20 protein-coding genes are annotated in these 25,694 nt (G+C 65.8%); 8 read left to right on the plus strand and 12 right to left on the minus strand.

What is annotated here, in order from left to right; all coding sequences use genetic code 11:
* Positions 1 to 199: 199 nt before the first annotated feature.
* Together O6X71_RS11885 and O6X71_RS11890 are read left to right on the plus strand one after the other, a co-directional pair.
* The gene (locus O6X71_RS11885) at positions 200 to 1,072 is read left to right on the plus strand and encodes an alpha/beta fold hydrolase (RefSeq protein WP_353466060.1); all 873 of its coding nucleotides are present in this window, start codon (positions 200 to 202) and stop codon (positions 1,070 to 1,072) included.
* A 303-nt stretch (positions 1,073 to 1,375) separates the two neighbouring features.
* The gene (locus O6X71_RS11890) at positions 1,376 to 1,855 is read left to right on the plus strand and encodes an RcnB family protein (RefSeq protein ID WP_107955433.1); all 480 of its coding nucleotides are present in this window, start codon (positions 1,376 to 1,378) and stop codon (positions 1,853 to 1,855) included.
* A 114-nt stretch (positions 1,856 to 1,969) separates the two neighbouring features.
* On the opposite strand, the gene O6X71_RS11895 is transcribed toward O6X71_RS11890, so the two are convergent.
* From O6X71_RS11895 to coxB, 5 genes are read right to left on the minus strand one after another with little or no spacing between them, the layout of a single operon-like run.
* The gene (locus O6X71_RS11895; RefSeq protein ID WP_353466061.1) at positions 1,970 to 2,998 is read right to left on the minus strand and encodes a c-type cytochrome; all 1,029 of its coding nucleotides are present in this window, start codon (positions 2,996 to 2,998) and stop codon (positions 1,970 to 1,972) included.
* Positions 2,995 to 3,615 (minus strand): cytochrome c oxidase assembly protein, encoded by a 621-nt coding sequence (locus O6X71_RS11900; RefSeq protein WP_353466062.1) that lies wholly within the window; start codon positions 3,613 to 3,615, stop codon positions 2,995 to 2,997. The genes O6X71_RS11895 and O6X71_RS11900 overlap by 4 nt, the downstream gene beginning before the upstream one ends.
* Positions 3,612 to 4,025, minus strand: a complete 414-nt coding sequence (locus tag O6X71_RS11905; RefSeq protein ID WP_353466063.1) for a hypothetical protein — start codon at positions 4,023 to 4,025, stop codon at positions 3,612 to 3,614. Before O6X71_RS11905 ends, O6X71_RS11900 begins: the two co-directional genes overlap by 4 nt.
* Positions 4,022 to 6,568, minus strand: coding sequence for a cytochrome c oxidase subunit I (gene ctaD / locus O6X71_RS11910; protein ID WP_353466064.1), 2,547 nt, complete (start codon positions 6,566 to 6,568; stop codon positions 4,022 to 4,024). The genes O6X71_RS11905 and ctaD overlap by 4 nt, the downstream gene beginning before the upstream one ends.
* Entirely contained in the window at positions 6,565 to 7,533 is a 969-nt protein-coding gene (gene coxB / locus O6X71_RS11915; RefSeq protein ID WP_353466065.1) for a cytochrome c oxidase subunit II, read from the minus strand. Before coxB ends, ctaD begins: the two co-directional genes overlap by 4 nt.
* A 260-nt stretch (positions 7,534 to 7,793) precedes the next feature.
* Between coxB and O6X71_RS11920 the strand changes: the two genes are divergently transcribed.
* The 4 genes from O6X71_RS11920 to O6X71_RS11935 all read left to right on the plus strand — a co-directional run bounded on the left by O6X71_RS11920 (position 7,794) and on the right by O6X71_RS11935 (position 12,601).
* The gene (locus O6X71_RS11920; RefSeq protein WP_353466066.1) at positions 7,794 to 9,575 is read left to right on the plus strand and encodes a putative bifunctional diguanylate cyclase/phosphodiesterase; all 1,782 of its coding nucleotides are present in this window, start codon (positions 7,794 to 7,796) and stop codon (positions 9,573 to 9,575) included.
* 161 nt (positions 9,576 to 9,736) lie between these two features.
* The gene (locus O6X71_RS11925; protein ID WP_353466067.1) at positions 9,737 to 10,105 is read left to right on the plus strand and encodes a phosphonate transporter; all 369 of its coding nucleotides are present in this window, start codon (positions 9,737 to 9,739) and stop codon (positions 10,103 to 10,105) included.
* 10 nt (positions 10,106 to 10,115) lie between these two features.
* Positions 10,116 to 11,405: a sensor domain-containing diguanylate cyclase gene (locus O6X71_RS11930; protein ID WP_353466068.1), complete on the plus strand. Its 1,290-nt coding sequence runs from the start codon at positions 10,116 to 10,118 to the stop codon at positions 11,403 to 11,405.
* Complete coding sequence (locus O6X71_RS11935) at positions 11,402 to 12,601, plus strand: AMP-binding protein (protein ID WP_353466069.1); 1,200 nt, start codon at positions 11,402 to 11,404, stop codon at positions 12,599 to 12,601. The genes O6X71_RS11930 and O6X71_RS11935 overlap by 4 nt, the downstream gene beginning before the upstream one ends.
* A gap of 10 nt (positions 12,602 to 12,611) precedes the next feature.
* On the opposite strand, the gene O6X71_RS11940 is transcribed toward O6X71_RS11935, so the two are convergent.
* Positions 12,612 to 14,138 (minus strand): alkaline phosphatase D family protein, encoded by a 1,527-nt coding sequence (locus O6X71_RS11940; RefSeq protein WP_353466070.1) that lies wholly within the window; start codon positions 14,136 to 14,138, stop codon positions 12,612 to 12,614.
* A gap of 165 nt (positions 14,139 to 14,303) precedes the next feature.
* On the opposite strand from O6X71_RS11940, the gene O6X71_RS11945 reads away from it, so the two are divergent.
* Positions 14,304 to 16,589 carry a TonB-dependent receptor gene (locus O6X71_RS11945; RefSeq protein ID WP_353466071.1) on the plus strand — a complete coding sequence of 762 codons (2,286 nt, stop codon included), beginning with the start codon at positions 14,304 to 14,306 and terminating at the stop codon, positions 16,587 to 16,589.
* A gap of 135 nt (positions 16,590 to 16,724) precedes the next feature.
* On the opposite strand, the gene O6X71_RS11950 is transcribed toward O6X71_RS11945, so the two are convergent.
* The 4 genes from O6X71_RS11950 to O6X71_RS11965 form a co-directional block, all read right to left on the minus strand.
* The gene (locus O6X71_RS11950) at positions 16,725 to 17,258 is read right to left on the minus strand and encodes a CarD family transcriptional regulator (RefSeq protein ID WP_056053923.1); all 534 of its coding nucleotides are present in this window, start codon (positions 17,256 to 17,258) and stop codon (positions 16,725 to 16,727) included.
* Between the two features lie 202 nt (positions 17,259 to 17,460).
* Positions 17,461 to 17,802, minus strand: coding sequence for a ferredoxin FdxA (fdxA, locus tag O6X71_RS11955; protein ID WP_031393648.1), 342 nt, complete (start codon positions 17,800 to 17,802; stop codon positions 17,461 to 17,463).
* A 254-nt stretch (positions 17,803 to 18,056) separates the two neighbouring features.
* Positions 18,057 to 18,350 carry an RNA-binding S4 domain-containing protein gene (locus O6X71_RS11960; RefSeq protein WP_353466072.1) on the minus strand — a complete coding sequence of 98 codons (294 nt, stop codon included), beginning with the start codon at positions 18,348 to 18,350 and terminating at the stop codon, positions 18,057 to 18,059.
* A gap of 7 nt (positions 18,351 to 18,357) precedes the next feature.
* Entirely contained in the window at positions 18,358 to 20,850 is a 2,493-nt protein-coding gene (locus tag O6X71_RS11965; RefSeq protein WP_353466073.1) for a helicase-related protein, read from the minus strand.
* 439 nt (positions 20,851 to 21,289) lie between these two features.
* Between O6X71_RS11965 and O6X71_RS11970 the strand changes: the two genes are divergently transcribed.
* Positions 21,290 to 22,777, plus strand: coding sequence for a M23 family metallopeptidase (locus tag O6X71_RS11970; protein WP_353466074.1), 1,488 nt, complete (start codon positions 21,290 to 21,292; stop codon positions 22,775 to 22,777).
* Here O6X71_RS11970 and O6X71_RS11975 read toward each other — a convergent pair.
* Both O6X71_RS11975 and O6X71_RS11980 read right to left on the minus strand, forming a co-directional pair.
* Positions 22,731 to 23,891, minus strand: a complete 1,161-nt coding sequence (locus O6X71_RS11975; RefSeq protein ID WP_353466075.1) for an acyltransferase family protein — start codon at positions 23,889 to 23,891, stop codon at positions 22,731 to 22,733. The two genes, O6X71_RS11970 and O6X71_RS11975, sit on opposite strands and share 47 nt — an antisense overlap.
* An 86-nt stretch (positions 23,892 to 23,977) precedes the next feature.
* Positions 23,978 to 25,648: an ATP-binding protein gene (locus O6X71_RS11980; RefSeq protein ID WP_353466076.1), complete on the minus strand. Its 1,671-nt coding sequence runs from the start codon at positions 25,646 to 25,648 to the stop codon at positions 23,978 to 23,980.
* Positions 25,649 to 25,694: the final 46 nt, after the last annotated feature.

Below are 25,694 nucleotides of genomic sequence, written 5' to 3' on the forward strand. Positions count from 1 at the left end.
GGGTGGGCACGCGCCATCACCGCCCATGCCCGTTTCTGACAGGCCGCGAGCCCACCCCCAGCCCCTCCCGCAAGCGGGAGGGGAGCAGAAGACGTAATCTCCCCTCCCGCTTGCGGGAGGGGTCGGGGGAGGGCATGTTCCAAGGGCGGCGCGACGGGCAGGCCCTCCCCTGACCCCTCCCGCGAGCGGGAGGGGAATCATGACATTGCAACGCATTGCGTTATCCACGGGCGTCGAACTAGACGTCGCGATCAGCGGCGACCCGGCGAGCCCGCCTGTAATCCTGCTCCACGGCTTCCCCGAATCGCATCGGACCTGGCGCGACATCGCCCCAGATCTTACCCGCGATCACTATGTCGTTGCGCCCGATCAACGCGGCTTCGCGCGCTCGTCAAAACCCGAGGGCGTCGACAGCTACACCCCCGACAAGATCGTCGCCGACCTGATCGCACTCGCCGACCACCTCAAGATCGAGACCTTCACGCTGGTCGGCCACGACTGGGGCGGCGCGGTCGCGTGGATGGCCGCGCTGCGTCACCCGGAGCGCATCGCCAAGCTCGTCATCATCAACGCGCCCCACCCGCTCGTCTTCCAGCGGACCATGTTCGACGACCTCGAACAGCGCGCCGCCAGCCAGTATATCCGCGCCTTCCGCAACCCCGATCTTGAGAAGCATATCGAATCGATCGGGCTCGAAACCTTCTTCGACACCAGTTTTTCGAAACACGCCGATCTCGCCGCGATGGCCGAGGACAAGGCCGCCTATCTCGACGAATGGGGCCAGCCCGGCGCGATCACCGGCATGCTCAACTGGTACCGTGCCAGCGCGATCGTCGTGCCCGAAATGGACGAGGCCCCGCCCCGTCCCGCGTTCCTCGACGCACCGTTCCCGCCGACCAGGATGCCGGTGCTGGTAGTATGGGGGATGCAGGACAGCGCGTTGTTGCCGAGCCAGCTCGAGCTTGGCGATTACGTGCCCGACCTCACGATCGAGAAGATCGATGCGGGGCATTTCGTGCCGTGGCAAAAGCCCAACGCTGTGGTCGCGGCGATGCGCAACTGGGGTATCTGACACGATCATCAATGCGCGATGTGCGCAATCCGGCCTACGACAAGCCCCCCCCCCCGGCGAAGGCCGGGGTCCAATTGGGGGACGGCCGTAACTCGAGGCGGCGCTCCGTTACTGCGACCTTTCCAATTGGACCCCGGCCTTCGCCGGGGGGGGACCGTATCCGGCGGCGCAGGTTCGCGTAGCATTCGACCACAACCGAGCACCTGTCTGAATCCTGACCATCACATTCTGTGATCGTTCAGCGGCGCCGGAGCAAAACCCTGTCCATGCCGTTGATCCGGCGTCGAACATAGGAGAGCAGTCATGCGTAAGATGATCCTTGCGGCCGTCGCCGCCGCCACCCTCGTCCCCACCTTCGCCACCGCGCAAAGCTACGGCGAAGTCCGCCGCGACCAGCGTGAAATCCGCGAGAGCCGTCGCGATCTCGACCGCGCACGTCGTTACGGCGACCGCGGCGATGTCCGCGAAGCTCGCCAGGAACTACGCGAGGACCGCCGCGAAGCGCGCGAGGACTGGCGCGACTATCGCCGCACGCACGGCAACCTCTATCGCCGTCCAGCCTATGCCGGCCCGCGCGGCTATCGCTATCGCCCGGTCAGCGTCGGCTACCGGTTCGCGCCCGAATATTACGGCCGCAACTATTGGGTGAACGACTACCAGACGTACCGCCTGTCGCGCCCGGCCTACGGGTATCAGCGCTGGGTGCGCTATGGCCGCGACGTTGTCCTGGTCGACACCCGCTCAGGTCGTGTCGTGCAGGTCAACAACGGCTTCTTCTACTGATTCAGTCGGTCTCGGGCGCCATTCCCAGCTAGGTTTGGCGCCCACCCATCCACCGTCTCGAGATTATCGAACGCTCGAGACGGCAAACGCCGCAATTGTGTGGACGAACCATGGTCAGCGGCCCGCGAGGTAGTGCGCTAGCGGGTCGATCATGTCCTCGGGAATGCGGCGAGCGATGACCGGCATCGTCGCCTGCGATTTACGGGCATCGACGACCGTCTCGTCGCCACGCCAGTTGCGGAGGCGTTGGGCGATGTAGCTGGCCCGCTGGCCCGCCAAGACGGGATAGGGTTTTCCAGGGGCGTGGCAGCTCGCGCAGGCGGGAAGCTGGACCTTGGGAAGGCCTTCACGGTCGATTTTTGCTGCTTCGGCGGAGCCTGACGGTGTTGCGCGGCCGATGCCCGGCATCGCCGCGAAGTGATCCGCTAGCCGCCTCATCTCCTCCGGCGTCAGCGTTGCAGCCGCATTCGACATCACGGCGCTTTGCCGCTTGCCGGTTGCATAAGCTTCCAGCGCCGCGCGGAGATACGCGGGACTCTGCCCACCGAGCATGGGCATGTCGGGCTGGCCGCGGCCACGTCCGTCGGCACCGTGACAGCCGGCGCAGGTGGCGATCTTGGCATCGGTGACACCCGGCACTTCGGTCAGCGAGCGATAGGTTGCGGGCGACATCTCAGGCAGCGGACGGACGAAGGCGACCATGCGGCGGACTTCGTCGTCGCGGTCCTTCGCGGCCCAGCCGGGCATGCCGGTATATTTGACGCCGTGCTTGAGGATCCAGAAGATCTGCTTGTCGGTCCACTCGCGCGCGTTGATCGACAGGTTCGGAGCGGGGGGCGTCGCGGCCTGCATCACGGGGAGCGGGCGGACGCCGGGCGCGCCGTGGCACGAGGCGCAGCTTGCCTTGAACAGGCCGGCGGCACTGACGAGACCCTCGTTCGCCTTGGGATCGTCGGGCGCGGTGACCGCGGCGTAGGTGCGGACCGAGTTGCGCATCGTCCAGTGGAGGAACCAGTCGGTGATCTTCCAATGGCCCGACGATGCGGCGATGTTGAACACCCCCGACCACGCGAACAACAGCCCGGCAAGCGCCAGTCCGACTATGGCGGCGGCGGCGCGCGCCCAGGTTATCCGGATCGTCATGCGGTCGCGCTCCGTGTCTTCAACAGTCCGCCGAGCATCGCGAGCCCGCCGATGAAATAACTCGCCGCGCCGACCATCAGCATGACGACTCCGCCGAGTTGCTGGTCTTCAAGTGCGTCGAGGCCGTGTGTTGCCGGGTGCATCGCCATCATCGCGTAGAGGGGGCGCGGGGCGAGGCCGATCAGCGCTCCGAGTAATGTCATGTGCATTGATGTCAGCAGCAAGGCTGCCACACCCGACGCGCGGCGGTCGGTCGCACCGCCGATGCGTGTGCCGAGCACTGCGCTCCAAAGGAGGATGCCAGCGATCAGGAAGCTCGCTTGTTCGATGAGCAGCGCGAGCGGCTGCATGTCGACGCGGAGCCTCAGCGCGGGGAGGTGCCAGAGCCATACGACGCCGAGTTCGACGAGCGACATAGCGAGTGGGGTCACGACCGTCGGCCCGCGCTCGGCCGGGTCCCAACGCGAACCGGCAACCCCGTACGCCAGGAACGGCGCGGCGACGGCGACTGCTATCATGTGACCCGCCATGTGGCCGACCATGCCGAGCGGTGCTGCGGCGAAGGCCCAGCCGAGCGGGACTAGCGCGACGCCTAGTGCGAGGCTCGCGCGCCTCATCGGCAATCGCCGAACACGATGACCGGCAGCGCCGTGAAGATCACCGCGACGAAGCTCAGCCCCGCCAGCAACCGCGTCGACAGTGCAAGGAAACGGAGACGGTCGATGGCGGTGCCCTGTTCGTGCGGGGCCGGATCGCCTGGCGTCTCCGACTGGACGCGCGCGATATAGCCCGCCGCGACGATCCCCAGCAGCGCAACGATCGTCGCGATCAGCGTCGCGAGCGGGAAGCCGGTCAACGCCGTTCCCGGTCTCGACGATTTCGCACACGTCACCGCGACCCACAGATAGCAGAACAGGAAATGCACGGCCCAGATCGTCGGCGGGACAATCAGCGTCCACAGCGTGACCTTCAGGTCGCGCGCCCAGTGCCTCCGCTCAGCATTGGGCTTCCGCTCGGGCTCGGTCATGCGACACCCGGGAACAGGCCGATCGTGCAGAACGTCACGATTCCCGTCAGCGCGAGGAAATGGTGGTACACGGTAATGTTGCGCAGGTCCGCGTCATAGACCGGCGTCATCTTGCCTGCGAGGCTGCGCGCGAGCGTGTACGCCTGCATGATGACCCCGATCGCGGCGTGCACCGCAGTCCAGATTGCCAGCGTCCAGACGATAGCCGGATAGACATGGAGCTCGGGATTGAGCCCCGAATACCACGGCCCCGCAAGCCCGGCGAACAGGCTCGCCAGCGTCGCGACGATCCCGACCACCAGTAGCGCACGGCCGGCAGCGACGTTGCCGCGGCGATGCACTTCGCGCGCGCCGACGGTTGCGGCCCAGCCGGTGAGCGTCAGCGCCAGCGCGACCATCGGCCAGAACACGCCCGGCCCGTTGAGACCCACGCCGCTCGGCGGGAAATCATTGTGGATCGTCCAGAAGAAGAAATAGCCGAACACGAGGCCGGAGAACGCAGTCGCGTCGGCCATCATCGTAATGAACATCGCCCACCAGCCCGGCGCCGATGGCCCCGAGGTATAGAGCGGCACCTCGATGCCGTGGCCGATATGCTTGGTCGGCTTTTCGGGGATCTCGGCGGTACCGGTCCACAGCCACCAGAGCACGCACGCGAGCGTCGCGACGCCGCTGACCGCCGACCAGATATAGAGGTGGTACGTCGTCAGGATGAACACGCCCGCGAGCGCGACCGCGGTCATCATCGGCTTCACGCTCGGCGTGCCGAGACGGATCACCTGGAGGGGGCGCGCATCGAGCACGGTGGTGATGATCGACTCGCGCCGCATCTCCTCCGCGTCGGGCAGGAAGAAGCGGCCCTCGTCGACCTTCTGGACGAAGTTCTTCTGGTCCCAGATCGGATAGCGGCTCTCGATCAGCGGCACCGAACGGATACCCCAATCCTCGTCGTCCGGATGCGCGAGCCACTCGAGCGTCCCGGCATTCCACGGGTTGCGCGGCGCCTTCGGGCGACGCGGCGACAGCGCGAGGTCGATGCAGACGATCAGCACGCCCGTCGCGAACATGTACGACCCGATCGTCGAGGCGAGGTTGAGCCCGCCGATCCCGAGCTCCTCGGGATAGGTGAACACGCGCCGCGGCATGCCGAGCAGGCCTGAAAGGTGCATCGGGAAAAACGTCACGTTCATGCCGACGAACATGATCCAGAACGCGATCCGCCCGAGGTTGTCGCTCAGCTTCTTGCCGGTGATCAGCGGCCAGTAATAATACAGCCCGGCGAACAGTGGCAGCAGCGTGCCACCGATCAGCACGTAATGCAGATGCGCGACGATGAAATAGGTGTCGTGCGCCTGCCAGTCGAACGGCGCCACGGCCACCATCACGCCGGTCAGCCCGCCGATCACGAACACCGCCAGGCTCCCGCTCGCATAAAGCAAAGGCGTCGATTTCTTGACGTTGCCCGCCCAGAGCGTCGCGATGAACACGAATATCTGCACGCCGGTCGGGATCGCAACGGCTTCCGACGCCGCCGCAAAAAACGCGAGGCTGATCTTCGGCAGCCCGGTCGTGAACATGTGGTGGACCCACAGCCCGAAGCTCAGGAACGCCGTCCCGACCGCGGCCAGCACGATCCACGGATAGCCGAGCAGATGCCGTTGCGCGAACGTCGGGATCAGCATCGCGAACAGCGCGATCGACGGCAGGAAGACGATGTAGACTTCCGGGTGGCCGAAGATCCAGAACAGATGCTGCCACAGCAGCGGATCGCCGCCCTTCTCCGCGTTGAAGAACGGCCAGTTCAGCAGCCGCTCCATCTCGAACAGCACGTCGCCCGCGATCAGCGGCGGGAACGCGAACAGGATCATCACCGCGACGACGAGGATGTACCAGGCGTAGAGCGGCATCAGGTTGAGCCGCATGCCCGGCGGACGGCATTTCAGCACGCCGACGATCAGTTCGACCGCGGCCGCCACCGACGATACCTCGATGAAGCTCAAGCCCAGCATCCAGATGTCCGCGCCGAGCCCGCTCAGATCGGTCCGCGTCGTCAGCGGCGGGTACATGAACCAGCCGCCATCGGGTGCCGCGTCGAAGAAGATCGAGCCCGACACGAACACGCCGCCGATCAGGAAGCTCCAATATCCGAACCCCGACAGCCGCGGAAACGGCAGGTCGCGCGCGCCGAGCAGCTGCGGCAGCAGGATGATCGAGACCGCCTCGAACATCGGCACCGCGAACAGGAACATCATCATCGAGCCGTGCAGCGTGAACAGCTGGTTGAACGTGTTCGCCGTGACGAGATCGTTGTTCGGCACCGCCAGCTGCGTCCGCATGATCAGCGCGAGCACGCCCGCGAACAGCATGAAGCCGAACGCGGTCAGCGTGTACCAAACGCCGATCCGGTTGTTGTTGACGTCGGTCCAGCGGAAGAACCAGCCCGTCGGCGGCTTCCAGACTTCACGCAAACGATCTTCCTGGCCCTTGCGGACCGCGGGATCATTCTGGTCGGGCGCGATATACTGGGTGCTCTCGGTAGTCATTTGAGCCCCTGAAGATAGCTTGCGATCTGGTCGGCTTCGGCGGCCGACATCTGCGGGAAGGCGGGCATGCGGACGCCGGGCTTGGTCTTGCCGGGATCGCGGACGAAGCCGGCGATGTTGGCGTGGGTCATCGGCAGCACACCCGCGGCGAGTGTCGGACGCGAGCCGAAGTGGGTGAGGTCTGGACCGATCTTCGCGACCGGGCCGACGCCGCGGACGCTGTGGCACCCACTACAGCCATAACTTGCGAACAGGCGCGCGCCGGGCGACGCGGTAACGATAGCGGGCTTGCGCTGGTCGGCGAGCCAGCGCTCGAATGCGGCGGGCTCCATCGCGATCACGTCGAACGCCATCAGCGCATGGCCGAGCCCACAGAACTCCGCGCAGACGCCGCGGTACGTGCCCGCCTTGGTGGCGCGGACGACGAGCCGGTTGGTTCGGCCGGGGATCATGTCCATCTTGCCGGCCAGCCCGGGCACCCAGAAGCTGTGGATGACGTCGGGGCTGCGGAGCGACAGTTCGACGGTGCGGCCGACGGGGAGGCGAAGTTCGTTCGCAGTCTCGACCACCGATCCGCCGAGCGGCGCATAGCGGACGCGCCACCAGAATTGCTCGCCCTCGACGCCGATCCGCAGATCGCTATTGGCGACCTCGCGCGGGCGCATCGCGGGGAGGGCGTAGAGCAGCAGGCCCAGCAGCAGGATCGAAGGCCCGATGCCGCCGAGCCACAGCACCAGCTTCATCCCGCCCTTGTGCGTCAGCCGACCCTCCGGCGCGCGCATCGCGTGGCGCATCAGCAGCGCGAGCCCGCCCGCGAGAATGATCGCGCCGATGACCAGAACGATGGTGATCGAGAGGACCTTGTCCGCCTCCTCGCCGAACGGCGCGAGCGTCGACTGGTGCCGGTTGCATGCCGCCAACAGCGGCAGGCATGCGCCCACGGAAAGAAAAATAGCCTTCCGCATCATCACCTTGCCACCCTTTAGAAGCGTCTCTCCTAACCTGTGCTGCGACGCGGCGTAAACCAAAAAATGACAAATAGTTCATGCTGGCAATCGTCTGCCGCGATCTCGACCGTCTCCCTGCGCATGGTCACCGCCACCCCCGAAACCACCCGCCGCCCTGACTTTTGCGCCAAGAGTGCAATGCAGGTTGCTCTCACGTTGTCTGTCATAGATTAAACCATTAAGGTTTTGAATATAGGCGGGAACGTGAAAGGAATCGTGTGAGCGACGATCACGAAGAAGCCCGGCTGGATGCGCTGTATCAGCTGAAGTTGCTTGATACTCCACCCAGCGAGGGCTTCGACCGCATTACCCGGATGGCGAGCCAAATCTTCGGACTTCCCGTCGCGGCGGTATCGCTGACCGACCGCGATCGCCAGTGGTTCAAGTCGCGCGTGGGGGTCGAGCATTGCAGCATCCCCCGCGACAAGGCGCCCTGCGCGCAGGTCGCCGAGTCGTCGCGGCTGCTGGTCATCGAGGATTTTCACGCCGATCCTTGCTACGCGAACAGCGTGCTGGGCCGCGCCGGCACGCGTTTCTATGCCGGTGCTCCCTTGGTCACCCGTGACGGCTACGGCCTTGGATCGCTCTGCGTACTGGGAACCGAACCGCGAAAGGCTACGGAAGCCGAGCTTGCCGCGTTGGTCGATCTCGCCGCGATGGTCATGGCGCAGATCGAATTGCAGCACGCGTTCGGACGGATCGATCCCGTCACCGGCATGCCGAACAGGAACCAGTTTCGCGACGACCTGATGGATCTCGAGCGAGACCATCCGGGCGAGCAACGGTTCGCCGTCGTCGTCGATATGGCACGCGACGATCAGATCAGCCGGATCACGCGCGCACTGGGGCTGGCGCGCGTCGACGACTTCATTCGCGAAGCGTCGCAGGCGCTCCGGGTGACGTTGGGGCCAGGACGGATTGCCTATCAGGTCGGCAACGCCCAGTTCGCGTTCATCTCGCCGCCTGGGGTCGAACAACTGGCATATGTGACGCTCCTCAAGTCGAGCTTCGAGACGATGCACGCGTCGTCGTCCGTCCGGTTCGTCACGAACGTCGCGATCGGCGTACGATCGTTCATCGTCGGCACCGTATCGGCCGACGACGTTCTGCGCGGTGCGGCCAGCGCGGCGCAGGACGCGAGGGGCATGGACGACGCGATCGCCCTTCATTCGCCCGCAAACGACACCGCGCACCGCCGCCAATACGGGCTTTTGCAGGATTTCGGGGCCGCGCTCGAAGCGGGTGACCAGTTACGGCTGATGTACCAGCCGCGGATCGAACTGGCGACCGGCCGCTGCCTCGGTGCGGAAGCGCTGCTGCGCTGGCGACATCCGAGGCTGGGCGAAGTATCGCCTGCCGAGTTCATCCCGATCATCGAGCAGACCTCGCTTGCGCGGCCGACGACGCAGTGGGTGCTCGACAGGGCGATGGATCAACTCGTGGCATGGAATCCCGCGGGTATCGCGCCAGTGCTGTCGGTGAACATCTCCGCGGCCAACCTCGGCGAGGCGGATCTCATTCAGCGGATCCAGCAGGCGCTACTGACGCGAAACCTGCGACCGGAACGGCTGGAAATCGAGCTGACCGAGAGTGCGATCATGGATCAGCCGGACCAGGCACTCGCTATGCTGCGCGAACTGGCGGAGACGGGCATCTGCCTGGCGATCGACGATTTCGGGACCGGGCACAGCAGCCTTGCCTATCTGCAACGCCTGCCGGCGCGGATCGTGAAGATCGACCAGACGTTCATGCAGAACCTGACCGAAATGGCCGGAGCCGATTTCGTACTGGTGGAGACTATGATCGGTCTTGCGCACAAGCTGGGCTACCGTGTTGTGGCGGAAGGCATCGAAACGCCGGAGGCGGCTGCGATCCTGACGAAGCTGGGGTGCGAAGAGGCGCAAGGCTTCTGGTTCGCGCGGCCGATGGAGGCCGATCAGTTCGCGGCCTGGCTTTCGGATCGACAAAAGGGCGAAACAAATATGCCTCACTATGTCTGACATCCCCGGTTAATAATGCCGAGATACGTTGCGCCCATTGTCGCGCGCGTGCGTTCGGACATGTCATCGCCAAACAGGGTGTTGGCGCCTTCATATCGTTGAAATGAAGGCAATAATTAAAGGATGTGCGCCCATGACGCATTGGAAAGGAGTCGCGAACCGTGTCAGGGATTGAGTCGAGTTTCGAGACCGTAGCATTGCGCGATCTCGACGCGATGAGCGAGCAGGAGCGTGATGCGTTGCCGTACGGAGTCGTCGGCTTCGTCGCGGATACGATCGTGCAGACCTACAATGCGACGGAAGCACGGCTGTCGGGACTCGATCCCGCAACCGTGATCGGTGTCCCGTTCTTCGAAGCGGTGGCGCAGTGCATGAACAACTTCATGGTGGCGCAGCGGTTCGAGGACGAACCCGAACTCGACGACATCGTCCCGTACGTCCTGACGTTGCGCATGCGGCCGACCAAGGTCCGGCTACGCCTGCTTGCGACGGCGGAGATCCTGCGACGCTACGTGTTGATCGAACGCTGAGGCCAGGCGAATGACCGACATGTCCAGCGAGCAGGAGCTACTCGAATTTCTCTACGCCTGTCCGGTCGGCCTGATCGAATGTGACGCACAGGGCGAGATCGGCATGATGAACCCGCATGCGATGCAGCATCTGTTGCCGCTTTCCGGTGCCCGAAATGCAAGCAACCTGTTCTCTGCATTCGAACAGCACGCGCCCGAATTGCGGAGCATGGCATCGGCGTTCGTACCGGACACCGGTCGGATCTGCGACGGGCACCGGATCTTCGTCGAACTCGGACCGGGACGGCAGGGCATGATGCCGAAGGTGCTGGCCTGTACGCTGGTCAAGCTCGGTCCCGATCGATTGATGGCCACGCTCGCCGACGTCAGCCAGCAGGTCGTCCAGGAAAACCGCCTGCGCCAAGCGGACACGTGGTTTGCCACTTTGCTCGACGACGTCGACGGCTATGCCGCGCTGACGATCACGCCAGAGGGCGAGATCGCGTCCGCCAATAGCTGCTTCCTGCGCCAGACGGGGCACGCGCCGGCCGACGTCACCGGTCATAATCTGGCGGACGTCCTCAGCACCGACATGCCCGGGGGCGACATGCGCCTCGACGAGCAACTGGTGATCGCCGGTCGGGAGGGATGGCATCTGCAGGAGGGGTGGCAGCAACGCGCAGATGGCGAACGCTATTGGTGCCAGCGGCTGGTCGTCGCGCGGTCCGCAGGTGATCCCTCGAAACCTCGTCGTTTCTCGGTCGTCTTACGTGACGTGCCGCGACGCGAGGCGGCTACCGGGGATTTGCGGCGCTTGCTGACGTCCGATCACCTGACCGGCGCGGCCAATCGACGACACTTCAGCCAAGCGATGGCGAAAGCGCAGGCTCGCTGGCGCGATCTGCGCGAGCCGCTGTCGCTGATCGCGCTGGACCTGGATCATTTCAAGGCGGTCAACGACAGCCACGGACACCCCGCCGGCGACATCCTGTTATGCCGCGTGACCGATGTCTGCACCGCGTTGCTGCCGCCGAGCGCGGTGTTCGCGCGCCTCGGCGGTGAAGAGTTCGGCGTCCTTCTCCCCCGCTATGATCGCGAGCAGGCGATGGCACTTGCCGAGCGTCTGCGCGCCGAGATCGCGACCGTCGCGGTGGAGACGTCGGGCGGCCTGTTGCAAGTCACCGCAAGCCTGGGATGCGCGACGCTGGAGGAAGCCGATGGCTCGATCGACGCGCTGATCGCGCTGGCGGACAAGCGCCTCTACGCCGCCAAGCGAGCTGGCCGGAACCAGGTTTTCGACATCCAGTCCGACGCGGCGTGACTGTCGGCGACAGCGTGGTCGGGGGCGTTGCGGTATGCGGGCTCCAGCGATCGGCCGCGCATCGGATCACCTGCGCGGTCGTGACGGCAGAAATACGCCGCCTCCGGGATGGCGACCTGTCCCGCCTGCCGGCGGTCGACTGGTCCGAAGATATGCAGATCGGTGACGACGGGCTGGGGCTGGACTCGATCGAGCAACTGGGCGCGCTTGGCGCGCTGGCGGAGACGTTGGGTCTGGATGACGACCGGCTCGGTGCGGAGTCGCCGGGGCGGGTCGGGGCGTGGATTGACTGGATCATGGCGGACCGCGAAACCGCCGATCGCCGGATAACCGTTACGACATCGGGGTCGACCGGCACGCCGCGCGCTTGCAGCCACGCACTTGCCGATCTGCTCGACGAGGCCGCCTATCTCGGCACACGCTTCGCTGATCGCCGGCGGATCGTTGCGATGGTTCCTGCGCATCATCTGTACGGCATGGTCTGGACCGCGCTGCTGCCGGACGCGCTGGGCATACCCGTCGTCGTTCGGACGATCGGTGCAACGCTGGACCTGACGCCGGGCGACATGGTTGTCGCGGTGCCGGAGCAGTGGCTGGCCCTGTCACGGATCGTGAAGCATTTTCCGAACGACGTCGTCGGCATCAGTTCGGCGGGCGTGCTCGACGATCGCGTCGCGACCAGCGTTCTGGCGGCGGGACTGGCGAGTCTGGTCGATGTCTACGGCGCGTCCGAAACGAGCGCGATCGCGATCCGCGAGGTGCCGGCATCCACGTACGACCTGTTGCCGCGCTGGCGCTTGGCACCGCACGACGATGGCGATTGGGATCTCATCGATCGCGGCGGCGCACGGGTCGAACTCCCCGACAGGATCGACCGAACGGGAGACCGCACGCTACGACCCATCGGGCGGCGCGACGGGGCCGTCCAGGTTGGTGGGCATAATGTCTGGCCGGACCGCGTCGCCCGGATATTGCGCGATACCGACGGTGTGGCGGACGTCGCGGTGCGGCTCCATGCGAACGGGCGGTTGAAAGCGTTTATCGTCACCGGCGATGGACAAGACACCGCCGACCTGTCCGCTGCGCTCGATCGCGTGGTCGCCGACAGGCTGACCGCCCCCGAGCGACCTAGGAGCTTTAGCTACGGCAGCAGCCTTCCGCGCGGCGAGATGGGCAAGCTGGCAGACTGGGTTTGAGGGACTGCGTTCAGCTTGTTGCCGTCATCCGCCGCGATCCGGACGAGGACGTGAAGGTCCCTCCGGACCGAACGACGCTGTCGGCCCGCGTACGGTCGGCGATCATCCGAAGGTCCGCGTGGACGGCGGACCGGTCGATATCCATCCTCACCCATCCGGCATGCTCGACGTCGTGGAACCGTATGTGTGGATTGTTGCGTTCGACGTCGCCGAACCGCCCGGCGGGGGGCGATGCGGCGCCGAGTGCCGAGGTGACGATCTCGCTGCCGATCGGCGCGCCGCCGGGTCCGTCCAGGTCGTTGACCCAGAAGGAATGCACGTCGCCGCTGAGTACTACCGGATTGCGTACCGCCGGTCGGCGCATCTCGGTGAGCAGTCGCTCGCGGTTGGCAGCATAGCCGTCCCATTGGTCGCTGAAGGTCGATCGCCGCGCACCGTCCAGCCATAGCGGTGCGAAGAACACCTGTTGCGCGACCAGCGACCAGGGCCGGTGCTCGCGCGCCAGGCGATCGGACAGCCACCGTTCCTGCGCCGCCCCCATGATCGTCCGCGCTGGTGCTGCGGCCTCTGCGCATGCGTCGAGCTTCACGTTGCGCGCGACGTTCGGCGCGGCACAGGGTGGTGCACTCCGATACTGTCGTGTGTCGAGCACCGACAGCGAAGCTAGGTCCGCCCAATCCACGCCCCGATACAGCCGCGGTTCGCGCTTGCCGCGCCAGAGGCTCGGGCGGATCGGCATATGCTCGAAATATGCCTGGTACGCCGCGGCCCGCCGAGGTGCGAACAGCGCCGGGGGAAGGCCTTCGCGGTTGGCGAGCCCGGCATAGTCGTTCAGCAGCTCGTGATCGTCCCACGTCACTACCCACGGGCAGGCACGATGCGCGGCCTGAAGGTCGGGGTCGGTCTTGTAGAGCGCGTGACGCTGGCGATAGCCGGCGAGATTGCGTGGTTCGGGTGCTCCGAAATCGCGGACACGCGTACCGTCGGGATAGCTTTGTTCGTAGATGTAGTCACCAAGTTGCAGGATGAGGTCGGGCTCGGCAGCGACGATGTCGCGGTAGACACCGAACCGTGCCTGCTCCCAATGCTGGCACGACGTCACCGCAAGCCGCAGCCGGTCCGCGACCTTCGGCACGGTGGCCGCGCGACCGACCGGGCTGGTCGCGCCGAGCGCATGGAACCGGTACCAATACGGGCGTCCCGCAGGCAGTCCAACGATCTCGACATGGACCGAATGCGCGCGCTCGGGATGCGCGAGGCCCTGCCCGGAGCGGACGATGTGCCGAAACGCGGCGTCCGCGGCGATCTCGTACCGGACGATCACCGCCGATGCTGCGAGCGGCTCTGCGCGAGCGCCTACCAGCCGGGTCCACAGCACGAAGCCGTCGGTATCGGGATCGCCGCTCGCGATACCCAGCGCGAACGGGTCGGCATCGCTGCGCGCGGCGGCATCGACCGCGATCGAGGGAAGCGCGGCAAGCGAAGCCATGGCACCCAACACGGCACGCCGATGCCACAAGAAATCCGGATTGGTCATGGGGTCGCCTATCGTCGTCCGATGACCAGCCCGTGACACTTCGACGAAACGTCACAATTCCGTAGCGTCGCCGTAACGAAAGCGACCCGAGCGACAGCTAGGCGGGCGCCAACGATTGCCGCTCCAGCGGCGACGCTCCAAAAATTCAACAGGCGGGACCCTCCAGTGATTTCGAAGACGCTTCTGCTTGCCTCGGCGAGCGCGATGCTGGCCATCGCCGGCCCCGCTTTTGCCCAGGTTGCACCCACCGCGCCTGCGCAGGACGTGCCCGATACCAACGGCGAGATCGTCGTCTACGGCACCGGGAAAGTCCGCCAGGAACAGACGGTGTCGCGCAAAGCGATCGAGATCCTCCCGCCCGGTAGTTCGCCACTGAAGGCGGTCGCCCGCCTGCCGGGTGTTGCGCTCCAGAGCTCGGATCCGTTCGGTAGCTACGAGCTTGGCACGCGCCTGTCGGTGCGCGGCTTCAACCAGAGCCAGATGGGCTATACGCTCGACGGCGTCCCGCTCGGCGACATGTTCTACAACGGCCATAACGGCCTCCACGTCAGCCGCGCGATCGCCGCCGAGAACATCGCCCGCGTCGACGTGTCGCAGGGCGCCGGCTCGCTCGGCATCGCCTCGACCAGCAATCTGGGCGGCAACCTCGAATTCGTCTCGCGCGCGCCGTCGCAAGTGGCCGGCGGCGAGGTCGCGCTGACCTATGGCATGTACGACACCGTGCATTTGTATGGCCGCCTCGACAGCGGTGAACTGTCGACTGGCACGCTGCTGTCGGTGTCGGGCGTGGTGCACGACGCGAGCAAGTGGAAAGGGTATGGCAACCAGTCCGACACCAAGGTGAACGGCAAGATCGTCCAGAAGCTGGGCGACGCGACGCTGACCGGCTGGCTTAATTACTCGCTCCACAAGGAGCGCAACTACGCTGATCTGTCGCCCGCGACGCTCAAGCGGATCGGCTACGGTCTAGACTTCCTGCGCCCCGACTATGCGACCGCGATTCTGCTGTCGCAGGTCAGCGCGAACCAGACCGCCGCCGCCGCCAAGCGCGCGTTGCCCTTCCCGACCGCCGGGGTCGTGTTCCCGACGCCCTACACCAACGTCAACGACACCTATTACGACAGCGGCGGCGTGCGGCGCGACTGGCTCGGCGCGATGACGCTGGACGTGCCGGTCGCCGACTGGCTCGACGCGACCGCGACATACTACCATCATTACGACAAGGGCAGCGGCGGGATCTACACGCCCGCCGTGTTCTCCCCCGACGGCTTCGCGCTCTCCGTGCGTACGACCGAATACGGCATCAACCGCGACGGCGGCATCGCCAAGGCAACCGCACGCCTCGGCGACCACACGCTCCAGGTCGGCTATTGGCATGAGGACAACCAGGCCCGTACCGATCGCAATTACTACGCGGCGAGCCTGACCAACCGTCCCGACGTCACCGATTTCCTGGCAAACCCGTTCCGCAGCGATTTCCTGACCGACCTTACCACCGTCACGAACCAGTATTTCGTCAGCGACAGCTGGAAAATCGTGGACGCGCTGACGATCGCGGGCGGGTTCAAAGGCACGCGCGTCGCCAACGGGATCACGACGACGTTCGGCACCCCGTTCATCAACGGCAAGATCGCCGCCAAGGACTGGTTCCAGCCGCAGCTCGGCGCGACCTACAAGCTCGGTCGGCAAGAGTTCTTCGCCAATTATGCCGAGAACATGCGCGCCTATATCAGTTCGTTCCGTGGTCCGTTCGGCACGACGCAGGTCGGTTTCGAGGCGATCCGCGATACGTTGAAGCCCGAGACCTCGCGCACGATCGAGGGCGGCTGGCGGTTCGACCTCGGCAAGCTTCGCGGCGTGATCGCGGGCTATGACGTCAAGTTCAAGAACCGCCTGCTCGCGGCGTTCAGCGGCGCGAATATCCTCGGCAACCCGAGCATCCTGCAGAATGTCGGCAGCGTGACCAGCCGCGGCGTCGAGATCGGCGCGACGTATCAGGTGGCCCGGTCGCTCGCGCTGATCGCGTCCTATTCGTACAACGACAGCACATATGACGACGATACCGTCAACGGCGCCGCCTTCGTCGCGACCAAGGGCGTGCGCACCGTCGACACGCCGGCGCATCTTGCCAAGGGCGAGATCAACTACGACGACGGCGTGGTCTTCGGGAACGTCGCGGGCGCCTTCACCTCGCGACGCAACGTCACCTATACCGGCGACGTGACGGTCAAGGGTTACACGCTGTTCGATGCTGCGATCGGCTATCGCTTCCCGGCGACGAGTGCGCTCGCCGGCGTAGAGATCCAGGTCAACGCGGTGAACCTGACCGACCAGAAATACATCGCTGCGCTGGGATCGGGCCAGTTCTTCAACACCGCGGCGTCGCTCAACAACACGATGCAGGCGGGATCGCCCCGCCAAATATTCGGGACGATCCGCCGGCGCTTTTGATGCGCCTGGAAGCGTACGGGGAGACCGAATCACAAGTGCCCCTTTGGGGTGGTCGCGCTCGATCCCCGGATCGAGACGCATAAAAAAAGGGCGGCCCCGCAGGACCGCCCTTTCGTCTCGTCAAAGAACCAAGCGTTACGCCGGCACCTTGTCCTTGTTGTAGATCGCGGCCGCGGCGCGGAGGATGTCGAGGATCTTCTCCTGCGCCTTTGGCTCGTCGAGCTCTTCCATCGCCGCCAGTTCGCGGGCGAGACGGCTGGTCGCGCCTTCGAAGATCTGGCGCTCGGAATAGCTCTGCTCGGGCTGGTCGTCGGCACGGAACAGATCGCGGACCACTTCGGCGATCGACACGAGGTCGCCCGAATTGATCTTGGCTTCATATTCCTGCGCACGGCGCGACCACATGGTGCGCTTGACCTTGGGCTTGCCCTTGAGCGTATCCATCGCCTCGCGCATCGTCTTGTCGGACGACAGCTTGCGCATGCCGACGCTTTCGGCCTTGTTGGTCGGCACGCGGAGCGTCATGCGCTCCTTCTCGAACCGGAGGACGTAGAGTTCCAGTGTCATGCCGGCGATTTCCGAGCGCTGGAGCTCGATCACACGGCCGACCCCGTGCTTGGGATAAACGACGAAATCACCGACATCGAAGGACAGTGCCTTGGCAGCCATTTGGGGCCTTTCCGGATCAGGCCTCGCCGCGACGCCTCGACGAAGGACTCGTCGCTGCTGCATCGGGGGAGGGATAGGTCTACACGTCAAGCGGATGACGTAGATCATCGCGCCCGTCGCGGACCCATCTAGCAGCTTTGCAACAAAATTACCAGCCGAACGTGGCAGGCGGCTTGCCCTTTTCGGGATTCGCCGCCTCTTCTCAGTCGCCTGCGCCGGGTTCGGGCGAGAAATACTTGTCGAACTTGCCCTCGACACCCTTCATCGCGTCGGCATCCGGCGGCGTCTGGTTGTCATTGCGCGTGACGTTGGGCCATTGCGCCGAGAACGTCGTGTTAAGCTCGAGCCACTGCTCGAGGCCACTTTCCGTGTCGGGCAGGATCGCCTCGGCGGGGCATTCGGGCTCGCACACGCCGCAGTCGATGCACTCGCTGGGATTGATCACCAGCATGTTCTCGCCTTCGTAGAAGCAGTCGACCGGGCACACTTCCACGCAGTCCATGTACTTGCAGCGGATGCAGGCATCGGTGACGACGTAGGTCATTGCAGAACTCCTGGGCCGGATTCCTTTCCGGCGACGAACGCGCCAGCGACTATGCGCGCCTGCCCCTCGCGTCAATCATAGCAAGCCTTCTGCGAGACGTTATCAGGCTTTGCCACTTCGATCCCGCACTGTTCAAGCCCTCCTCCGCCATCCTGACGAAAGTCAGGATCCAGCACACCAAGGACGGCGTCTCGTGGCTCTGGGTCCTGACTTTCGTCAGGATGACGGCGATTGCTCGTGTCGAGCCTCGTCAGTCATTCGGAAGCCGGGTCGCGGACGGTACCGGCCGGCGTCCTCCCCGCTATCAAATCCTGATAGCATCCTTGCGCCTCGGGCGCCGGCCCCCGCCGCGTGGGCAGCGCCTCGATCCGGATGACGCGGACTTGGTCGTTTGCTGCGAAGATCAGGACATTCCCGATCCGCACCGGGCAATGCGCGCGATCGATCGGGCGGCCGTCGATGCGCAGATGCCCCTTCTCGGCGATTGCCTGCGCGGCGCTGCGCGTTTTCGCGAGCCGCACGAACCACAGGAACCGATCGATCCGCATCGCGCCTTCAACCATGGCGGACCAGTGCGGCGAGCCCGGCAAAGGCGTTCTGCCGCGACGGATCGATCGGGGCCGGCGCCACAGCCCGCGCCGGCGGACGTCCGCGCCAGACCCAGCGCGGCGTGTCCCCCGCCAGCGCCTTGAACCCGAGTTCGGTCATCAACCGCTCCAGCGACGCGGCATCGACGCCGATCGAAGTCGCCAGAGCAGGATCGGGCGCGAACGGCGTACGACCCTGCCGCGAGTCGTGCGCGGCGCGCGCGATGCGCTCGATCAGGTCGATCCGGACCGCCTGGAGTCCAAGCGGACGGAACCCTGCCTCCAGGACCGCACCCTCGCTGCCACGTGCCAGCACGGTCGCCCCATCGCGCGGAGCGGCGATCGGCGTACCGCGGGCTGCTGCGAGGATGCGCCGCCAGCGCGCTGACTCGGGCTTGAGCAACCGCGCATCGAACACGTCGAGCGCGCCGACCGTGATGCCGACCTTGCGCAACCGCTTGCGCTCCTCGGGATCGATCGCGTCGAGCGCCAGCCGCATCGGCAACCGCGGCAGGATCCCGCCAGCGTCCTCGATCGCACTCGCGACGGCTCGCAACGCCGGCGTGGCATTCGGATCACGGCTCAATTCGGCGAGGTGGACCAGCACGGCGATCCGGCGTTTGAGCATCGCCCCGAGCCACAGCACCAGCCGCACCTCGATTCGATCGCGCGCAGGCTTGTCGAGGCAATCGAGCGACCGGTCGAGAATCAGCTTCGGCCGCGCGAACGACGGCCCCGCGCCCAGCTTGGCAACCGGATGCCCTGCCCAGATGATCTGCGCCGCATCGTCGAGCGCGATATCGGCGTCGGGCGCATCGACCAGCGACTGCCCGCGCCGCGACCGCTCGCCGGTGAGACGCTTCTCCGCCGCCGCGAGCAGCAGGCGCTTGTCGCTCGCCCGAGCATCGGCGGCGACGGTGAAGCGGAACCCGTCGAGCCGGCCGATCGGATGATCCTCGACCATCACCTCGCCCTCGGGCCCGATCACCACGGGCAGCGCCCCCGCATCCGCACCGATCTGACGCATCAGCGCGGTCGTGCGCTTGTCGACGAACCGCTGCGTCAGGCTGGCGTGCAGCGCATCCGACAGTCGCTCCTCCAGCGCCGCGGTCCGCGCCGCCCACAAGGTCGGCTCGGCAAGCCAGTCGGCGCGCTGCGCGATATACGCCCAGATCCGCGTCGCCGCGATCCGCCCGGCGATCACCGGCACGTCGCCCGCCACCGTATCGAGCCGCGCGATCTCGTCGGCGAACCACTGGTGGGGAATATGCCCCCGCCCCTCGCTGAGATGCCCGAACACCCGCGACACGAACCGCGCATGCGGATCGAGGCCGACTTTGCGGAAATCAGGCAAGCCACACGCCGCCCACAACCGCGCGACCATCGCCGGATGCCGCGCCCGCTCGCGCACCCAGCCCTCCTCCGCCAGCCGCTTCAAGACGCCGAGGTCGAGGGCTTGCGGCGCGGCGCGCAAAACACCAGCGGGCGGGCGCGCTTCGAGGCTTGCGACCAGCGCATCGATGCTGGTGAAGTCAGGCTCACCCTGCCGCCAATACAGGTTCTCGAGTCGCGGAAACCGGTGCTCCTCGATCGCCAGCACTTCCTCGGGGAGGAACGCGCCGGGGCCGTCGTCGGACAGCGCCCCGAACGTGCCGTCCCGCTGGTGCCGCCCCGCACGCCCCGCGATCTGCGCCATCTCGGCCACCGTCAGGCGACGCTGGCGCTTACCGTCGAACTTGTTGAGGCTGGCGAACGCGACGTGCGCGACGTCCATGTTCAGCCCCATCCCAATCGCATCCGTCGCGACCAGATAATCGACCTCGCCCGCCTGGAACATCGCCACCTGCGCGTTGCGGGTACGCGGGGAGAGAGCCCCCATGACGACGGCCGCACCGCCGCGCAGACGCCTGAGCATCTCCGCAACCGCGTACACTTCCTCCGCCGAGAATGCGACGATCGCCGAGCGCTTGGGCAGCCGGCTGATCTTCTTCGCGCCGGCATAGGTCAGCGTCGAGAAGCGTGGCCGGTTGACGATCTCCGCACTGGGGACGAGCTTCTTGATCATCGGCCGCAGCGCTTCGGAGCCGAGGATCATCGTCTCCTCGCGCCCCCGCGCGCGCAGCAGCCGGTCGGTGAAGACGTGGCCGCGCTCCGGATCGGCACCGAGTTGCGCTTCATCGATACCGACGAAGGCGACGTCGCGGTCGGGCATCGACTCGGCAGTGCAGAGGAACCAGCGCGCGTCGGGCGGAACGATCTTCTCTTCGCCCGTGACCAACGCGACTCGGTTCGCGCCCTTTATCGCGACAACGCGGTCATAGACCTCGCGCGCGAGCAGGCGCAGCGGGAAACCGATCATACCGCTCGAATGCGCACACATGCGCTCGATCGCGAGGTGCGTCTTGCCCGTGTTGGTCGGGCCGAGAACCGCGGTCACGCCAGCGGAGACTTCGTCGCTCATGGCGGGCAACATCGGGGGTAAAGTGGGCTGGCGCAATGACCTGGGTGGAATTGCGCGGTGTTGGCGGGGTGAATGTTGGGTTCACTCGATCGTCGAGCTTCGGTGTCCGCCTCAATCTAAAACCATCCCGGCGAAGGCCGGGGCTCAATTGGGGAACAGGCTTAACGGAGGTCCGCGCTTCATCACCTTGGCCTACCCTATTGGGCCCCGGCCTTCGCCGGGGTGGTGGATAAAGTTCGGACGCCTTCTAAAACCCAGACAGGGAAGCAGGGTCATCAGTCCCTAAGCTCGTCCGCCCCAACCCAAGCACGCCCCGCCGCCGCCAAGCCCCACAATCGCCCCGGTTAATTTGACTTTAGCATGTCCTCGCCACAACCCGACACTCGCGCCGGGCGTGAGACGGCGCACGAGAATTCGGACGATTTCGGGGCGGGCACGCGTGTATTTGCAGAAGGATCAGGCGCTGGAACTGGCGGGCGGCGGGGCACGCGGCTTTGGTCGTGCGCTCGATCGGCAACCGGATATCGCGCCAAATGCTGCGCCTTCGCGGATCGACTGGGTGCCCGATCTCGGCGCACGGATCGGCAGTCGCGACTGGTGGCGCGGCCTCGCGACCTGCACCGCGCTGTGCGCTGCGACGGTGATGCTGGCGCCGGGGTTCAAGCCGCTGGTCGGTGCAGTGCCGTCGCCGCTCGCCGGTGCCGAGTGGGAGGAAACGCGGGCGCAGGGCATTGCGCCGCTCGGCCAGGGCGCGACCACCGGGCGGCGGATGGCGGCCAACGATCTCGTTGCTCCGCTCGCCAATGCGCCCGAGCGCCCGACGCTCGAACTGTCAGCGACGCTCGGCCAGGGCGATGCGTTCGACCGGGCGCTGATGCGCGCGGGCGTCGGCCGAAACGATGCCGAGGCCGCGGCGGCGCTGGTCGCGCAGTCGGTCGATCCGAAGGCCATCCCGGCGGGCACGCGGATCGCGCTCACGCTCGGACGTCGGCCGGATCGCACCGTCGCGCGGCCGTTGGAGCAACTCGATTTCCGCGCGCGGTTCGATCTGTCGCTGTCGCTGACGCGCGGCGCGGGCGGGCTGACCGTGAACCGCAAGCCGATCGCGGTCGATACGACGCCGTTGCGCATCCAGGGCCTGGTCGGCTCCAGCCTGTACCGATCCGCGCGCGCCGCCGGTGTTCCCGGAAAGGCCGTGGAGTCGTTCATCAAGGCGATCTCGACGCGACTTTCGATCGGCCACGACGTGACGGCGGCGGACACCTTCGACGTCATCGTGGAGCGTGAGCGTGCCGCAACCGGTGAGACCCGGATGGGCGACCTACTCTTCGCCGGGATCGATCAGGGCCAACGCAAGGTGCAGCTCGTGCGGTTCGCGCCGGACGCGACGAACGTCGATGCCGATGACGAATCGAGTCGCGGCGGCTGGTTCGATGCGAACGGCCAGACCGAACGCCGCGCCGTTTCTGGCATGCCGGTCACCGGCCGGATCACGTCGAACTACGGCATGCGGTTCCACCCGCTGCTGGGCTTCACGCGGATGCACAAGGGCCTCGACATCGGCGCGCCCTATGGTTCGCCGATCCACGCGATGACCGATGGCATCGTTGCGTTCGCAGGCCGGACCGGCGGCTACGGCAATTTCGTCAAGCTCGCTCACGGCGGCGGCATGGCGAGCGGCTACGGCCATATGAGCCGGATCGCGGTGTCATCGGGCACGCGGGTCCGGCAAGGCCAGGTAATAGGTTATGTCGGCTCGACGGGCATGTCGACCGGCCCGCATCTGCACTGGGAAGTGTGGAGGAACGGGGCGGCCATCAACCCGCGCTCGATCTCGTTCGCCAGTGTCGCGCAGTTGTCGGGGGAGAAATTGCGGGCGTTCAAGGCGAAGGTGGCGCAATTACTGGCAGTGCGCGTCGGGGGTTAGCTCGCGGCGAGCTTCCCATGACGCGGTGGCCGAGCCTTATCATGGGACGCTCGACACAGCGGTAGACGATCGCAGCAACAAGAAGCGTAGCGCCTAGCACCAGCACGGCATACGCCAGCGCCAACCCAGGTCGTCCCCTGACGAGCATGGGCTCGAGCGCCATGACGATCGTGCCATGGAACAGGTATATCGAATACGAAACGGCGCCCAACCACGTCGCCACGCGGCCAAAGCCGGACGGCCGGCCGGCAAAAGCGACGAACACGAATAGCGCCCCGACATAGCCGAGCGTCGGCGCAAGGGGATGCATGAAACCATCGGCGTCGCCAGGCGGCAGCGTCACGAACTGGACGATGGTCATCACGACGAGAAATGCCACGACCAGTTCCTGTGCCAGTCGCCGGGCGACTTTATCGCCTTCGAGTATCGCCAGCCGAAGCAGTGTTCCCAACAGCATCAGGGCGAGATGAAGCGGGAGGTCTGCCGGCAATCGCCTGCCGAGCAACGGCGATGCCAGTGCCAGCAGCAATGCCACCGCCAGCAATCCGCCGACGCCGCTGCCCAGCACCATCGGCGTGCGCAACCGTCCGGCCGCGACGAGTCCCGCGGCCATCGCGTAGAAGGCCAGTTCAGTCGCCAGCGTCCAATATGCCGCAACGACATCCGGCTGGCCGACATATTTCTGGATCATCGTCAGGTTGGCGACGATCGTCAGCGCCGTGGGACCTTGCGCCCCGATCGTATGGAGCATGAGCAGTGCGAAACCCAGCGATAGCCAATATGCCGGATACAGCCGAAACACGCGGCTGACGACGAACCCGCGCAGCGGACGATCGGTGCGAAAGCTGAACGGGATGACGAAGCCGCTGAGAAGAAAGAACAGTGCGACGCCGAACCGCCCGAAGTTGAAGGTGTCGCCAAACACGAGGCGACCTGCGTGCTCCCATGCAGGGGGCAGCGTGTGCATCTTGATGATGCCCTCGGCGATATGCTGGAACACGACCAGCAGGGCCGCGACGCCCCGGAGCGCATCGAGGATCTCGATACGCGACGATGTTCGCCCCTCGGCGCCAACTCCGCCATCGCGGGCGACCGCCGCAACACTTGCCATCATGGCGCCCCCCTTGTCGCGGACAGAGTAGGGGGAATGTTTCGGGCAGGCAAACCGCCGTGTCGACGGTAACACCCGGCGGCGGACCGCTATTTCCCCTGTGCCCGCCAGCGCTGGATCGTGCGGCCAATGATCTGGTCTTCGCCGCCCACGTCGCGCCACAGTTCGGAGAACAGCGGATCGCCCGACGCTGGCCGCTTCGATTCCTCCAGCCCGTCGAAGCTTACGCGGATCGGGATCGTCACGCCTTCACCGCAGATGATGCATTCGCGATTGCGCAGTGCGGGAATCGAATCGAGGAAGCCGCGTGCGCCTTCCGGCATCGCCGCGCGGACGAAGGCCTGGTCGCGATCGTTGTTCAGGCGCATCGCGATTATCGTGCCGCATTGCGACAGCACACCTTCCGCGAGATCGGACGGACGCTGCGTGATGAGGCCCAGCGACACGCCGTATTTGCGGCCTTCCTTGGCGATTCGGCCGAGAATTCGACCGACCGAACTGTTCGCCTCCTGCCCTGCCGGGATGTAGCGATGCGCCTCCTCGCAGACGAGCAGGATCGGCCGCTGCGGTTCGTTGCGCGACCAGATCGCGAAGTCGAACGTCATCCGAGCGAGCACCGCGACGACCACCGAGGTGATATCGGACGGTACGCCCGACACGTCGATGATCGAGATCGGCTTCCCGTCGCCTGGCAGGCGGAAGATGCGCGCGAGGAAGCTCGCCATCGTGTCCGCCACCAGCATGCCGGAGAACATGAAGCCGTAGCGCGGATCGGCTTTGATCTCGTCGATCTTGGACTTGAGCCGAAGATAGGGCGCGGTGTCGCCAGCGCGGTCCATCTTGCCCATCTCGGCGCTGATGATCGTCGTCAGGTCGCTGAGCATATAGGGTATCGGCGCGTCGACGGTGAGCTTTGCGATCTCCTGCCCCAGACGGCTTTTCGCCTTCGCGCCGAGCAGGCATTTGGCGAGGATGTCGGCATCGAACTGCCGCGCGGAGCCGCTGCTGGTCAGGAAGACCTCGCAATGCTCCTCGAAGTTCATCAGCCAATACGGCATCTGCAGGTTCGAAACGTCGTAGATCGCCCCATTCGATTTGAACGCGGCGGCATATTCGCCGTGCGGATCGATCATCACGATATGGCCCTGCGGCGCGAGTTCGCAGATGCGGTGTAGGATCAACGCGGCGCTGGTCGACTTGCCGGTGCCGGTCGAACCGACGAGCGCGAAATGCTTGCCGAGCATCGCGTCGACGTACAGCGCAGCCGGGATATCGGTGGTCGGATAGACCGTGCCGATCGTGATGTTCGCACGGTCGTCGGCGGCATAGACCTGTTGCAGGTCGGCCGTGGTGATCGGGAACACCTCGCAGCCGGGCATCGGATAGCGCGTCACGCCGCGGCGGAATCGATAGAGCTTGCCGGTGAGTTTGTCCTCGTCGCCTTCGCCGAGATAGTCGATCTCCGCCGCGACGCAGGTCCCCGCGGCATCCTCCAGCTTGAGCGAGCGGATGTTGGCGACCAGCCACGTCGCGCCGACACGCATCTTGATCTGGCTGCCGACTTGTCCGGCCGCTGCGACGACGGGATCGGAAACAGCGTGCAGCACCGCGATCGCAGCGCGATCGAGCAGGATACGGCTGCTCGATCCGGCGATCGCGAAGACGACGCCCACGGGTGCCGCCGCAGCGCTGGTGCCAGCGAATCCGCCCGTCAGGGGTGCCGCGCGCAAGAATGCGCCGGGTCCCGGCATGTCGCTCATAGCCGCAAGGTCTCCAGTCATTTCGGACCGACCCTGCCGCGATAAT

Origin of the sequence: Sphingomonas faeni, assembly GCF_040407505.1 — a bacterium.
In the GTDB taxonomy this organism is placed as follows: Bacteria; Pseudomonadota; Alphaproteobacteria; order Sphingomonadales; family Sphingomonadaceae; genus Sphingomonas; species Sphingomonas faeni_E.